The sequence below is a fragment of the Paraburkholderia sp. BCC1876 genome, assembly GCF_902833695.1.
Taxonomy (GTDB): domain Bacteria; phylum Pseudomonadota; class Gammaproteobacteria; order Burkholderiales; family Burkholderiaceae; genus Paraburkholderia.
Genome location: NZ_CADFGI010000002.1, coordinates 294,676 through 309,146, shown reverse-complemented (window position 1 = coordinate 309,146; position 14,471 = coordinate 294,676). Strand labels below are relative to the sequence as shown.

11 protein-coding genes are annotated in these 14,471 nt (G+C 59.8%); 6 read left to right on the top strand and 5 right to left on the bottom strand.

What is annotated here, in order from left to right; genetic code table 11:
* Positions 1-75: 75 nt before the first annotated feature.
* Positions 76-1,533, top strand: a complete 1,458-nt coding sequence (locus tag HWY05_RS07820) for an HDOD domain-containing protein (protein ID WP_035551064.1) — start codon at positions 76-78, stop codon at positions 1,531-1,533.
* A 154-nt stretch (positions 1,534-1,687) separates the two neighbouring features.
* Here the strand turns inward: HWY05_RS07820 and HWY05_RS07815 are convergent, their stop codons facing one another.
* A complete protein-coding gene (locus HWY05_RS07815) occupies positions 1,688-3,136 on the bottom strand; it encodes an EAL domain-containing protein (RefSeq protein ID WP_176057973.1) in 1,449 nt (482 codons plus the stop codon).
* Between the two features lie 267 nt (positions 3,137-3,403).
* Here HWY05_RS07815 and HWY05_RS07810 point away from each other — a divergent pair, with 267 nt between their 5' ends.
* Entirely contained in the window at positions 3,404-4,162 is a 759-nt protein-coding gene (locus HWY05_RS07810; protein ID WP_176057972.1) for an acetoacetate decarboxylase, read from the top strand.
* Between the two features lie 143 nt (positions 4,163-4,305).
* Here HWY05_RS07810 and HWY05_RS07805 read toward each other — a convergent pair whose 3' ends face one another.
* Positions 4,306-5,100, bottom strand: a complete 795-nt coding sequence (locus HWY05_RS07805; protein WP_035551072.1) for an ABC transporter substrate-binding protein — start codon at positions 5,098-5,100, stop codon at positions 4,306-4,308.
* A 562-nt stretch (positions 5,101-5,662) separates the two neighbouring features.
* On the opposite strand from HWY05_RS07805, the gene HWY05_RS07800 reads away from it, so the two are divergent.
* From HWY05_RS07800 to HWY05_RS07785, 4 genes are all read left to right on the top strand, one after another.
* On the top strand, positions 5,663-8,356 hold the full coding sequence (locus tag HWY05_RS07800; RefSeq protein WP_176057971.1) for a type VI secretion system Vgr family protein: 2,694 nt from the start codon (positions 5,663-5,665) through the stop codon (positions 8,354-8,356).
* Positions 8,353-9,024, top strand: a complete 672-nt coding sequence (locus tag HWY05_RS07795; protein WP_176057970.1) for a hypothetical protein — start codon at positions 8,353-8,355, stop codon at positions 9,022-9,024. The genes HWY05_RS07800 and HWY05_RS07795 overlap by 4 nt, the downstream gene beginning before the upstream one ends.
* Positions 9,021-9,524: a hypothetical protein gene (locus HWY05_RS07790; protein ID WP_176057969.1), complete on the top strand. Its 504-nt coding sequence runs from the start codon at positions 9,021-9,023 to the stop codon at positions 9,522-9,524. Before HWY05_RS07795 ends, HWY05_RS07790 begins: the two co-directional genes overlap by 4 nt.
* Before the next feature lie 443 nt (positions 9,525-9,967).
* Positions 9,968-10,447, top strand: a complete 480-nt coding sequence (locus tag HWY05_RS07785; RefSeq protein WP_176057968.1) for a hypothetical protein — start codon at positions 9,968-9,970, stop codon at positions 10,445-10,447.
* Positions 10,448-10,577: 130 nt separating this feature from the next.
* Here HWY05_RS07785 and astE read toward each other — a convergent pair whose 3' ends face one another.
* From astE to astD, 3 genes are read right to left on the bottom strand one after another with little or no spacing between them, the layout of a single operon-like run.
* On the bottom strand, positions 10,578-11,672 hold the full coding sequence (gene astE, locus HWY05_RS07780) for a succinylglutamate desuccinylase (RefSeq protein WP_244146547.1): 1,095 nt from the start codon (positions 11,670-11,672) through the stop codon (positions 10,578-10,580).
* A complete protein-coding gene (gene astB, locus HWY05_RS07775; RefSeq protein ID WP_176057967.1) occupies positions 11,656-12,996 on the bottom strand; it encodes an N-succinylarginine dihydrolase in 1,341 nt (446 codons plus the stop codon). The genes astE and astB overlap by 17 nt, the downstream gene beginning before the upstream one ends.
* A gap of 9 nt (positions 12,997-13,005) precedes the next feature.
* A complete protein-coding gene (astD, locus tag HWY05_RS07770; protein WP_035551085.1) occupies positions 13,006-14,469 on the bottom strand; it encodes a succinylglutamate-semialdehyde dehydrogenase in 1,464 nt (487 codons plus the stop codon).
* Between the last annotated feature and the right edge of the window lie 2 nt (positions 14,470-14,471).

Genomic DNA, 14,471 nt, shown 5'->3' with positions numbered 1-14,471 from the left:
ATGCAGCGGAACAAGCCGGTCTACCAGGACTGGCGTGGCACTCATTGGAACATGTATGGCTTTGGCGGGACTCACATGGTAAAGGCGGCGGTGCTCGACCGGCTCTGGACGCGAATGAGCGAGCGCGGCGATTTCCCCATGCTGTCGCAATCGCTGCGCACCACCATGGCGGCGATGAACAATGACGACCTCGACTTCACCGGCCTCGTGCAGGTGGTCCTGTCGGATTTCGCCCTGACGCAAAAGGTGCTGCGACTCGCCAACTCGGCGATGTATATGGCGTTCGGCGGCAACATCACCACGGTGTCGCGCGCGCTGATGGTGCTCGGCATGGACGCGGTCGGCCACCTCGTGGTTGGCCTGAAGATCGTCGATCACTTCCATCACAGCGCGCCGCGCCGCATCGACGCGAAACTCGAACTGAACCGCACCCTGCTGTCGGGCTGCGTCGCGCGCAAGCTGACCGAGCGCGGCGATCTGCGCGCCGGCGAAGAAGCGGTGGTGTGCACGTTGATGCGGCAGATCGGCAAGCTGCTGGTGGTGTTCTATCTCGACGCGGAGTGGGATCAGATTCGCCGCCATATCGACGCCGGCACGCTCGAAACCGATGCCTGCGTGCTGGTGCTCGGCGTGACCTTCGACGAAATCGGCGAAGAAGCCGCGGTGCGCTGGCGCCTGCCGGACATGATCCGCTCGGGCATGGGCGAGTTCGATCCGCAAGATACCGAACAGCCGCGTCAGGTGCAGTGGCTGCGCGCCATCACCAATTACTCGACGGCGGTGGCCGGCGTGCTCACCCAGCAGAACATGCCGGATTGGGAGCGCGAGCAACGCATCGCCGAACTGGCGCAGGAATATAGCCGCGTCCTGAACACCGACCCCGAAGTGCTGCTCGAAATGAGCCTCGCGCTCGCCCGCGAAGAAGGCGGTGACGGCGTGATGGCCGAGATCGTCGAGTTGCGCGCGAACGCGGACGCGATTGCCCGCGAAGCGCTCAGCCCGGAAGATCGCATCGCGGTCGGCGTCGAGGATCTGCGCGGCCTGCCCGACGGCAGCCCGCTCGCGCCGGCACTCGCGCTCGCGGCCGAAACCGTGCTGGCCGGCCTGGGCTTTGCGCGCACGGTGGTGTTCGTCAAGCACAGCAACGGCACGTTCAAGGCGCGCCTGGGCCTGGGTCCGAAGATCGACGCGGCGCTCCCCAGACTGAGCTTCAACACCGCGTTCGAGCCCGACGTGTTCCATCTCGCGATCGCGAACTCGGTGGGCATCTTCATCGAGAACGCGCGCGATCCGAAAATGGTCGCGCGGCTGCCGGAATGGTTCCGCCGCTCGTTCGACGACGCCCGCGCCTTCGTGCTGCTACCGGTGGTCGACGAAAGCGATCAGACGGTCGCGCTACTCTACGGCGACTGGTCTCACACGCAGGAGCCACGACGAATTTCTCAAAAGGAAATGAGCGTCCTGAATGAATTGGCCAAGGAGTTAGGCCGTTTTTTCGGCCTGGGGCAGATGCGGGAAATGGAGACGATGTGAAGACCTGGCGAGATCGTTAATCGCCACGCTTCACTCTCCTGATTCTGGATTTGCCCGACGCCGGGTTTCAACAGATGTGCCGAGGCCGGCATGCAGCGCATGCCGGCCTTGCTGTTTCAGCCTTTTACGATCGAACGCCTTCGTTCCGCGACGCTCAATCCTCGATGCGTTCCAGCCCTTCCGCGCTGCGATCCGCGACACCGGCCCATGCGCCCGCGGCCAGTCCCATCTGCGCGACCTCTTCCACCGTCAACGGCGTCAGACGCTCGCACAGCATGGCGATCTCGTCCCACGCGCCGCGCTCGAGTGCCTCGACCGCGCTCAGCAACAGACCCAACACGCCTTCGCGCTGCAGAATCGCGGATTGAATCGGACGCGACAGCGTCAGCACGTTCAGCGTGCTTTCGAGCGAACCGCCGAACACCGCGTCGACGAATGAAAACACGCCGGTCAGGAAGGCCGCGTCGGCTTCGTCGCGACCGGCTTCGGGTAGGCGTTCGATTGCCAGTTCCATGAAGCGCGCGCGGGTCGCCGCAAGTTGCAGCAACGGATCGTCTTCGAGCGCGACCTTGCGGCCGTCGGCGTAGAGCAGCAACTGCGTCCAGCGCGCGATACGGTCGGTGCCGGTCGCGTTGATCGCGTCGCGCAGCGTCGTCACTTTGTGGCCGACTGCCAGGCCGCTCGAATTCGCCAGCTTCATCAGATGCATCACGAGCACCGGATTCAGCTTCAACTCGGCTTCGAGTTGCGCGACGGTCGGCTCGCCCGCCAGCAATTGCAGCAGATTCAGCAACGCATGACGCGGCGCGCTGACACGACGCGTCATCGAGGTCTGCGGACGCGCGAAAAAGTAACCCTGGAAACGATCGAAGCCGAGACCATGCGCGGTCTCGAAGTCGGCCTGCGCATCGAGACCCGTCGCGATCAACAGCTTGCCCGCCGACTTCAGCACGCTCGCCAGTTTCGGCAGCAACGCGGCCGGCGCACGCGCGATGTCGATCTTCACGGCGTCGACGTACGGCAGCAGTTTGGCGAACGTTTCGTTGGGCTGGATCACGTCGTCGAGCACGAAGCGATAGCGGCGGCCATGCAGTTGCACGATGCGCAGAATCAGCGCGTCGTCGACGACCATCGACGGCGACAGTTCGAGCATGAAGCGCTCGGCGGGCAAGCGCAGGATCGCATCGTCGAGCAGCATCTCGCGGCTTACATCGACGTAAGCCGGATGACCCGTGAGCGCGCCACGCAGATTGCCGTGGATCAAGCCGCGAATCACGGCTCGCATCACTAACTGTGCGGGATCGGGTGCGCGGTTCGCTTGCGCGTCGGCGTCAGTGTCGGGAGTTGCTTCGGTTCCGGTTGCGGTTCCGGCTTGTGCAGCCGCCGCAGTTGCAGCGATTGCATCAGCCGCGGCGCTCGTGGCGTCCGCCGGCGTATTCGCCGCGTCCGCACTCACCGGCACTGCCGGCTCGAGCACCTTGATTTCGTAGCCGCACAGCATGCCATCACGATTCAGGATCGGCTGACGCGCGAAGCTGGCATTGAGTTGCGCATCGTCCGCAGCGCTGGTGTGGCTCGGATTCTCGATTGCGACGTTGGTCATTCAGGTCATCCCCCGCTCAGCGCCACCCGGCGCCGCCTGCTGTATTTTGGTTTTGCCGCATTCAACGCACGCCGTTCAAGGTCCAAAGACCCGCGGCGCCCGCGATGCGCCCGGCGATTTTAGCGCAGCGCGCCATGCCCGGACATGTCAATGAAGCAATATCTCGAAATAATTGGAGAGACGTCGGAAAGAGCTACCGCGCGGAATCGACGATACTGTGATGCGGTGCAACAGCGTTCCTCCTGCCTTTAACCACCAAGGAAAAATATGGACGTCAAAAGCGTGCTGTCGAATGCCTTCGCGATGCCGATCACGAGCCCGGCATTTCCCATGGGCCCGTATCGTTTCATCAATCGCGAGTTCCTGATCATCACCTACCGCACCGACCCGGACAAACTGCGCGCGGTGGTACCCGAGCCGCTCGAGATCGGTGAGCCGCTGGTGCACTACGAGTTCATCCGTATGCCGGACTCGACCGGCTTCGGCGACTACACGGAAAGCGGCCAGGTGATTCCGGTGTCGTATAACGGCGTGGCGGGCGGCTACACGCTCGCCATGTATCTGGACGATCATCCGCCGATCGCCGGCGGTCGCGAATTGTGGGGCTTTCCGAAGAAGCTCGCGAGTCCGGTGCTATCGGTTCATACCGACACGCTCGTCGGCACGCTCGATTACGGCCCGGTGCGAATCGCCACGGGCACGATGGGCTACAAGCATCGGCAGCTCGACCTCGCGCAGCAGAAGAAGCGCCTGGAAACGCCGAACTTTCTGTTGAAGGTGATTCCGCACGTGGACGGCACGCCGCGCATTTGCGAACTGGTGCGTTACTACCTGCAGGACATCGATCTGAAAGGCGCATGGACCGGTCCGGCCGCGCTCGAACTGGCGCCGCACGCGCTGGCGCCGGTCGCGGAATTGCCGGTGCTGGAGATCGTCGAGGCGCGGCATCTGCTCGCCGACCTGACGCTCGGTCTCGGCGAGGTGGTGTTCGATTATCTCGACCAGCCGAAGGTGAACGCACGGTGAGTTGCAGGTGAGTTGCTGTTGGGCGATGCCCTGACAATGAGGCGCGGCGATGCAAAGACGCAGTGCCGCCTCATAAGCAAAACGGCAGCTCACGCTGCCGTTTTGCTGTCCATCCGAAGCAGCGTGCTGCTTCGATCGGCGCTTTACTTCAACACCACCTTCACATCGAAGTACTTCGCGGCCAGACGGTCGATCGTGCCGTCCGCCTTCAGTGCCTTCAGCGCCTGGTTCAGCTCGTCCTTCAGCGCCTTGTCGCCCTTGCGGATGCCGTAGCCGACGCCCGCGCCGAGCAGCTTCTCGTCGCTCACAGCCGGACCCGCGAAGTCGAAGCCCGCACCCTGCGGCTTCTTCAGGAAACCCTTCGAAGCGGCCTCCGCGTCCTGGAACGACGCGTCCAGACGACCCGACGCCAGGTCGGCGTAGATCTGGTCCTGCGTCTGATACGGCACGACGTCGACACCGGCCGGCGCCCAACGCGCCTTCGCGTAGGTTTCCTGGATCGTGCCCTGCAGCACGCCGACGTGCTTGCCCTTCAGCGAAGCCGGCGTCGGCAGCAGACCGCTGCCCTTCTTCGCGATCATCTGATTCGGGATCGTGTAGATCGGATCGGTGAAGTCGATCGCCTGACGGCGTTGTTCGGTGATCGTCATGTCCGAGTTGATCGCGTCGAACTTACGCGCCTGCAATGCGGGGATCAGACCGTCGAACGCGTTCTCGACCCACACGCATTTCACTTTCAACTTCGCGCACACGGCGTTGCCGACATCGATATCGAAACCTTGCAGTTCGCCCGACGGCGACTTCGATTCGAACGGCGCATACGACGCCTCGACGCCGAAACGCACTTCCTTGAGATCCGCCGCGGATGCGGAGCCTGCCGCGGCCGTTGCCGTCGCGAACAGCGCGAGCGCAGCCATGTTTCGCCAATTCATCTTCATTACGGGTGTTCCTCTACGGTATTGAATAAGACGGAGCCGAATCCGGGCAAGCATGATTGCCGCGCCAAAAATGCGATTCAAACTCGTGCGGCCGGTGTGGTGCAGCGCAACAGCCGCGAGGCCGGGATTGTACAGGCTTCGTCGGCCACGCCTGGCGGGCGGGGGCTGGCGCGGTCATCGGAAGTGTGCGAATCGATGCACCTCAAACGTGCAAAATTGTGTCGCGATTAGGCAAGGGGGAATCGATTCAAGGGAGACGGCGTGAGCGGCAATAGCGCCACCCACTTTGCGTTTAAGGTACCAAGCAGACAAAGCGCCTTAATCCATTTCGCCCAAAAGCCGCCGTTGCCCTTGACGCCCCGAAATGCCGTCAATGCGAGATGACCGAAAAGACATCGGAAAGATCGTTTGAAAAATCCGTGGGTATGCCGAGCACATATTTAATTTCCATAAATTTATGCCACTTCACACTTACGGGCATCGAACATCTGGTCCATCGGTCTGGAGTTTCGTAAAATCGCGCCGAGCGCGGTCGCTCGTTTAGCTAACACGAAGAGGCTGTATGGGAGCGCAGGACATAATCGGGGCAATAACTGGCGGACTCGTCCAGAGTGATCGCCTGCTGAAGCTGGATACGTCACTGGGAAATAATGTCCTGGTGCCCCAGCGAGTCGTTGGTCATTCTCGAATTGGCCGTTACTATGAGTTCACAGTTGATGTCGTGTCTACCTCCGATACGATTGAACTCAAGAAACTGATCGCCCAACCGGTGACGCTTTGGGTTCAGCAGACCGATAGGTCCTATCTGCCTCATCACGGTTATGTGCATACCGCGCGTCGTCTCGGATCGGACAGTGGCTTGACGAGTTATCAGATCGGTTTTGCATCGTGGATGCACTTTCTGCGCTTCCGTAAAGACGCGCGAATCTGGCAGGACAAGCCAGCCGACGAAATCCTGACCGACGTCTTCAACATACATCCGCAGGCTCAGGGTGCATTTCGCTTTGCCCTGAGCAAGCCCTTGCCCTCGCGTTCGTTCTGCATGCAATACGAGGACGACTGGAATTTCGTCCACCGATTGATGGAAAACGAGGGGCTATTCGGATACTTCGAGCAGGCCAGCGACGGACAGTCCCATACATTCATCCTCACGGACAGCGTGGACACGTTCCAGCCACTTTCGCTGCAGAGTGTTGAGTTCTATCGCGCGGGCACGAATAGCGAAGCCGATGCGCTAGTGCAGTGGTCGGGAACGCGAACACTTCAGAGCACGACGCTCACAACGCGCACCTTCGATTACAAGGCACCGGGCTCGTCCTTTAATCCGAAGGGCACCAACGTTCCGACACTACCCACGCAGGGGAACTTACCCCAGCAGACTGAAGTGTATGAATACACGGGAGCCTATACCTACAGCAAACAGGACAGGGGCGATGCGCTGTCAAAAATCCGTATGGAAGAGTGGGAGTCGCGGGCAAAACGGTTCTATGGCTCAGGCGGTGTGCGTGGTGCCGATGCGGGTCGCTGGTTCGATCTGGATGATCATCCCGGCCATGCGACAGATAGCCAGCAAAACCGCCAGTTTGCGATTATCGAAACCGCCTGGTTCATCGAAAACAATCTGCCGGTGTCCAGTCAGGCTACCGATTTCCCGCACAGTCTGAAGAGCGAACTCGCCGCTGTAAAAGCTAACCATGCCGGTCTGAAAGTCACACACGCGGATGGCAGCGAAGGTTTCTTTTTCGTTGAGATCGAAGCACAACGCAAGGTGGTTGCATATCGCAGCCCCTTCGAACATCACAAGCCAGCAATGCACTTGCAGTCGGCAACTGTTGTCGGCCCTGCGAATGCAGAGGTCTATACCGATCCGCTGAATCGGATCAAGATTCGCTTCCATTGGGATCGGCTCAATAGCGGCGACGAGAAAGCATCGTGTTGGGTGCGCGTCGCGATGTCCGATACCGGCGGCGGGTACGGTGGTGTGCATGTGCCGAGAGTCGGCGAAGAGGTCCTGATTAGCTGGATAGACGGCGATTGCGATAGACCCCTCGTAACAGGCCGTGTTTACAACGGCGCGACGAAACCGCATTGGCATTCCAACGGTCTGCTATCGGGCTACAAGTCAAAGGAATATCAAGGCAGCGGCTACAACCAGATGGTGATGGACGACTCCAGTGGTCAGAACCGTGTTCAGCTTTATTCAACGAGTACAAACGCACATTTGCATCTGGGTTACCTGATCGCACAGACCGGCAACACTCGCGGGGCCTATCTCGGCAGTGGCTTCGACCTGAAATCGGATGCTTACGGCGCGGTGCGTGCGGGCCAGGGCCTGTATGTCACAACCTACCCGTCGACCGAACAGCCAATGGATGCACGGCAAACAACCTCACAGTTAGTGAATTCGGAAAGCGTGCTGGAAGCGATGTCGAATGCCAGCACGACACATCAGGCAGAAAGCCTCAAAGATGGCTACGACTCGCTGAAGTCATACACGGACGCGACACAGAACAGCGTGTCGGGTTCGTCGTCAGGCGGTAACACAGCGGGCGGTGGAACCGGAAACGCGAATGCGTTCAAGGAACCAGTCATATTGGTCGGTAGCCCTTCCGGCATCGCCTTGTCCACGCAGAAATCTGTTCACATCGCCAGCGACGCACAGACCAACCTTGTGAGTGGACAGAGCACACATATCGCTACTGGTAAATCGCTCATTGCGAGCGTTGCGGAAAAGCTCAGCCTGTTTGTGCAAAACGCTGGGATGAAGCTCTTCGCGGCCAAGGGTAAGGTCGAAATCCAGGCGCACTCGGACAACATCGAACTGACGGCACAGAAGACGGTGAAGTTACTGTCCGCGACGGAAAAGATTGAGGCCGCAGCGAAGCAGGAAATCCTGCTGACATCGGGTGGCGCATACATTCGCATCAAGGACGGCAACATCGAAATTCATGCACCGGGCAAGATTGATATCAAGGGGAGTCAACATAGCTTCAACGGGCCGGCGGACATAAGCTATGCCTTGCCATCTCTTCCCGTCGCTGCTGCTGATGATGAAGAGATTGTCGAACAGAGTTTCGTGTTAATGGAGAACGGCACCACGCCGGTCGAAGGCTACCACTACGACCTATATAGCGACGGCGATCTCCATACGAAGAAAGGCCAATATTCCTCCGGCGAAACAGTGAGCGTTTCAGGGCAACCTTCCTTGAAACTAGTCACGTGGATCGCAGGAGACTCAGCAAGGAAAAGCGCATGACCAGTTCCAATCCCTCCGACACACAACTGCCCGCAAGCGCTCCGGCGGCGGCACAGCCTATTGATGCGCAGACGAAGCAACTTGCGGCAATGGCTTACGGAGAAGCATCTTTACAGGACAATTCCGATGAAATGATGGCTATCGCTAGCGTCCTTGTGCGGCAACGCGACTCCCGCGGTTATTCCAACATGGCCACGTTCACAAAAAATGATCCAACATTTTCATTCGTGATTGGTGATGGCAACGCCCGCTACAACAAAATGATGAAGGCGACGGCTGATCAGATTGGGAAGGATCCTGCCATGCAGGCTGCAATCGCAGCCGCACGCAACGCATTGGCGGGCGGCCCAGATAAATCGAACGGCGCTTATTTTTGGGATGGCGCCGATATTAAGTCAAACTATGACAACCATTTTAAAGTAAGACACGGCATAAAAATTACCGATCCAAGTCATAACATATATGACATCAAGGATTCTACTAAACTGGTAATTTTATACAAGATCGTAAAGACCAAAGATAAAAAAACCAAAAAAGTAAAAACTGAAAAAGTCGAAACGGGACGTTATGACCACGTTTACGATTCAACAGCAGGCATCGGCGGGACAATTTTTTGGAAATACAATCAGCAATACCTGGACGTTACGGGTGGGAGTGAATATCGATGAAAAGCGCGTTCGCCGCAATAATCATGGTTGCATCCAGTATCGGATGGGCTGCCCCCCCAAGCGAAAACCTGGTTAAAAGTTGCCTTCAGGCACGGGCAGTCGCGCCCTCCGTTACCATCCGAAACATTAACGTCGACGAAATTTTCCAGGAGGATGACTATGCTGACGGATTCAATGCCGGCTATATCTTCAAATATGAGGGTGTCGATATTGGCTACGCCGAAAGAAAATCAGATAAGGCATTAATTTATTCTGGAAAGATTTATCAACTGTCCAAGGCCATACCCATTGGAAATAACGACGAGGTTAAGCCAACGGCATTCAATCCGACACTAGCGCAATGGAGTGTTGCCAAAGAAGGAAAGCATCAGTATTTCTGTGTTGGTTTCAATTTTGACGGACTTGGACAGAGCGGCGCATTTCAAAATGTGCACGGAGGTTATCTCTTGAATTTAAAAAACAGGGATTTATATTTTGCTGTGCGTGACATCAGACAATGATTCTGGACGGGATAGGTGCGGTCCGTGCGAATCGCACCGTTGCCCGTTATCCGCCTGCTCTTACCTTAAGCCCCAATGCATCGAGCGAGTTTGTACGCGAGATGGAAATGGGTCTTAACTTTTCTGCGTGGCCTGGGTTAGGAGCGTGAAGAGTATCCGGCATCGGGTTTGCCGGATCACCGCTAGCAGGCAGGCGAGACGCGCCAAGCACGGCCAAATGCGCAGAAGGCCGCGTCGAGGATAGGGTTGAGTGCGCCCCGTGCGTGGCACCCGATAAAGACAACTCTGGCAAAGTTGGTCGTCTCGCGACACGTCAAGATCGCTGAACAGCGTGCATAGGTTGTTACCGAGCATTTTTGCGCCAAAGTTCTGCTGCCATACCTGGCAATCCAAGCGCGTGACAACTGGGAGGGACTGAAGTGATACGTATGGCAGGAGCGTTCATGATTGCTCTGTTGTCGCTCGTTAACTATGACGTGGCGATTGCGCAGACGCAGCCGTCGCAGGATGAACAGACGCTCTGCAGTGAAGACGAGTACGTCTATTTCAGTTGTCCGTTGGAGAATCAGAAGACGGTTTCCGTCTGCGCCAAGGACAACACCACTCCCAACCGAGGCTACGTACAGTATCGATACGGCAACAAGGGCGATGCATTCGCATTTCCACCTGAGAATGTTCCGCCGGCCAGAACGGTCAAGATCACCGACGTCTCCGAAGGCAGTATCCGTGGCCTGCATTTAAAGTTCTCGAAAGAACCGTACACGTACGTCGTGTCCTCGGTCTCGCCCGGTGATATCTATGTATCGAAAAATGGGAAGATTATTTTCGATAAAAAATGCCAGGCCTCAAGCTACAAGAGTTTCTCGAACAAGATTTTCGACGGGCTCAACGAGGCACCCGTGACGAAAGTCGATATGCACTGAATGATGTTCATTGATCTGACCTGATCGCGAAGAGCAGAAACCGCTCCTACGCGACCGAGGGATACAACGCACTACGACTGTGGAGCTGGCGGCGACACACTCACCCTGTGACGTTGATGCAGTCGTAAGCTCAGACGAGCTTCGACAACGTATCGTCGGTCGTGTCGACCACCAGCAAACCAGCACGCAAACCCGGCTTCACCGTCGCGTTCGGAAACACGAGACGCTCTTCCTCATGACGCACGGTATAGCGATAGTCACCGTCGCGGGCGAGCAGCGTGTCTTTCGCGAACGGCGTGAAATTGGCAACATCAGCCGCCACCAGCAACTCGAACGCATCGCTTTGCTTGGTGAGCTGATCGATCACGGTGAACACGCGCGGTAACTGCGCTGGCGCGTTGCCATGCGTGCCCGCCAGCAGATGACGCACCGCTTCATCCGCGCCTGAGAAACGCGCGAGATCGTTCTGTCCAAATGGCCGCACCTTGCCGAGTTCGAGCGTGCACGCTTCAGCGCCGCACGCTTGCGCGGTGAAATGCGAATACGTGTTGCCCTTGGTGGTGTGCAACAGCACCGCACTGATACGTGCTTCGCCGAGCCATTCGAACATCGCGCGCGAAAACGGCTTGCCGGTATGCGGCAGCAGCGCGAACTGCTCGAAAGCCGATGCGCGAATCGCCGTATGCATGTCGATATGCCAGCGCTCGCCGGGCGCGTTCGAGTCAGAAGCCGACGCCGAGGCCACCGCCGCCCCCGAACCCGAATCCGCGAAAAACCGCACCGCGGCCTGCTCCAACGCCGCAGCGCGCGGCGCTTCATAACTCTGCGGCACTTGCAGATGCCGCCCGCTAAACAACCGGTTCAAATCGTCATCGCGATAACGGCACGCGTCGCGCATGGCGTCGACATTGCCGAGAATCACCAGCAAGCGGCAAGTCAGCGCGGCGACGCCTTGCGCGATATCGCGCACCAGATACGACAGCAATTCGATCGGCGCCGTTTCATCGCCATGCACACCCGCCGACACCAGCACGCTGCGCATCGCGCCCTGCCCTTGCGCGGCGGGTTCGATCAACAGCACGCCGTCATCCAGCCACGACCAACGCGCGCCGCTATCACACACACCCTGCGTTTCATTCGCGGCAGGCCGCGTACCCGCTAGCGTGTAAGCGAGAAAATCGTCGAGCATGGCGACCGTCATACCGTGCTCAGCGCTGGAAGTCATACAGCGAACCCAGACCGAGAATCTGCGTCAGCTCGTCGAGCGCGGTGCGCGACTCGTGAAGCAGATGCGGATCGGTCAGATCGGACGGCGCGAGACGATCGCGATAGTGCTTCTCGATCCACGCATCCAGACGGCCGAACAGCGTGTCGTTGATCCACACGCCCGGCGTCACGGCCGCGCGCTCCGCGTCGTTCAGCACCACCCGCAGACGCAAGCACGCCGGGCCGCCGCCGTTCTTCATGCTTTCGCGCAGATCGAACACGAGCACGTCGTCGATCGGGCCGGTGTGCGACGTCAGATCGTCGAGGTACGCCGCCACCCGCGCATTTTCGCGGCATTCCTGCGGCACCACCAGCACCTGCTTGCCGTCGGGACGCGTCAGCAACTGGCTGTTGAACAGATACGACGTGACGGCATCGGACACGTTCACTTGCGCGTCCGGCACTTCGATCACGTTGAAGTCGGCCTTGAAACCCAGCAGCTTCGAGCGCAACTCGTCGTACACCGCGCTCTGGTCGACGAACGCCAGTTGATGACAGAACAACGTGTTGCGATTGCCCACCGCGATCACGTCGTTATGAAACACGCCCGCGTCGATCACGTCGGGGTTCTGCTGCGCATACACCGTGGCCGCCTCTTCGAGGCCGTGACGATGCGCGACCGCGCGGCTCGCCTCGAACGTCTGGCGTGCCGGGAAACGCTTCGGTTCCGGCCCGCGACGATACTCGCTGCGGCCATACACGAAGAATTCGACCCCACGTGTGCCGTATTCCGAGCAGAAGCGCGTGTGATTCGCGGCGCCTTCGTCGCCGAGCGCGGGCGTGCCGGGCAGCGCCTCGTGCACCGCGAAACGGTCCGCGTCGCTGAACATCGCGCGCAACGTGCGGCGCGTCGACTCATGCTCGATCGCGCGATGTAGCTTGCTGCACAGATTGGCCGGCGTGAAATGCACGCGGCCGTCCTGCGTATCGGCGGAGGGGCTCACGGTCGCCGCATTCGCGGTCCACATGGCCGACGCCGAACTCGCCGCCGCCAGCAACTCGGGCGCGTCTTTAGCCACGCGCGCGATCACCGCGGCGTCGTCGCCGGAGAAACCGAGTTCGCGCAACAGGCGCATCGACGGACGCTCCTGCGGCGGCAACACACCCTGATGAAAACCGAGGTCGGCGAGTTGCTTCATCTTGCGCAGACCCTGCTTGGCGGCCGCCTTCGGATTCGCTACCGACTTCTCGTTGTTCTGCGACGCGACGTTGCCGAACGACAGTCCCGCGTAGTTGTGGGTCGGGCCGACCAGGCCGTCGAAATTGGCTTCAGTGGCTTGCATCGTCGATCCTTAGAATTGGAGGCCCGGCGAGACGCTCGCGGGCATTTGCAGTTGCGCGCTTTCGACGGAAGCCATCGGGAACGCGCAGTAATCGGCGGCGTAATACGCGCTCGGCCGATGGTTGCCGGAGCGCCCCGGACCGCCGAACGGCGCGCCGGAAGACGCCCCGTTGGTCGGCCGGTTCCAGTTGACGATACCGGCGCGGATGGTGCGCTGAAAATGCGTCCACAGGGCTTCGTCGTCGGCGAGCAGGCCGGCGGAGAGACCGAACTCGGTGTCGTTGGCCTTCTCGATCGCTTCGTCGAAACTGCCGTAGCGGATGATTTGCGCGAGCGGGCCGAAGTGCTCTTCGTCCGGCAGATCCTTCACATGAGTCACGTCGAGAATCGCGGGCGTGACGAAGCCGAGGTTCGGGTCGCGCTGTTCCATTTTAAGCAGGGCGTTCGCACCGTCGGCGAGCAAACGTTCCTGCGCGGCGACGAGTCGCGAAGCCGCGCGCGCCGAAATCACCGCGCCCATGAACGGTTGCGGATCGGCATTGTATTCGCCCACGGTAATGCGCGCGGTGACTTCCGCGAGACGCGCGAGAAATCGGTCGCCGAACGCGTCGTTCGGCACGAAAATCCGCCGTGCGCAGGTGCAGCGCTGCCCCGCCGACAGAAACGCCGACTGGATCGTGTGATGCACGGCGGCGTCGACATCGGCCACCGGTCCGATCACGAGCGGATTGTTGCCGCCCATCTCCAACGCCAGCACGATCTCAGGACGGCCGCCGAATTGCTTGTGCAGCAGCGTGCCGGTATCCGAGCTGCCGGTAAAGAACAGGCCGTCGATCTGCCGATGATTCGCCAGCGCAATACCCGTCTCTTTCTCGCCTTGTACGAGGTTCAGCACGCCCGTCGGCAAGCCCGCATCACGCCAGATCTGCACGGTGAGCGCCGCGACAGCCGGCGCCAGCTCGGACGGTTTGAACACGACCGCATTACCCGCAATCAACGCCGGCACGATATGTCCATTCGGCAAATGGCCCGGAAAGTTATACGGCCCGAACACCGCCACCACGCCATGCGGACGATGCCGCAACACGGCGGTGCCGTCGGCCATGGCGGAGCGCTTTTCGCCAGTGCGCTCGTTATAGGCCTGAATCGAAATCTCGACCTTCGCGGCCATCGACGCCGCTTCGGTACGCGCTTCCCACAACGGCTTGCCCGTCTCACGGCCAATCGCTTCGGCCAGCGCTTCCTTGCGTTCGGTCACGAGTGCAGCGAAGCGGCGCACCACGCCGCAACGCTCGTCGAGGCTCAACGCCGACCACGCGGCGAACGCGCGGCGCGCGCTGCGCACGGCGCGATCGACGTCGTCCGCCGACGCGCTATGGCCTTCCCACACCGTCGCGCCCGTACCGGGGTTACGCGACGCGAAAACGGGTCCTGTGCCGGCGGCCCATTCGCCGTCGATGAAAAGCTCGCTCATGA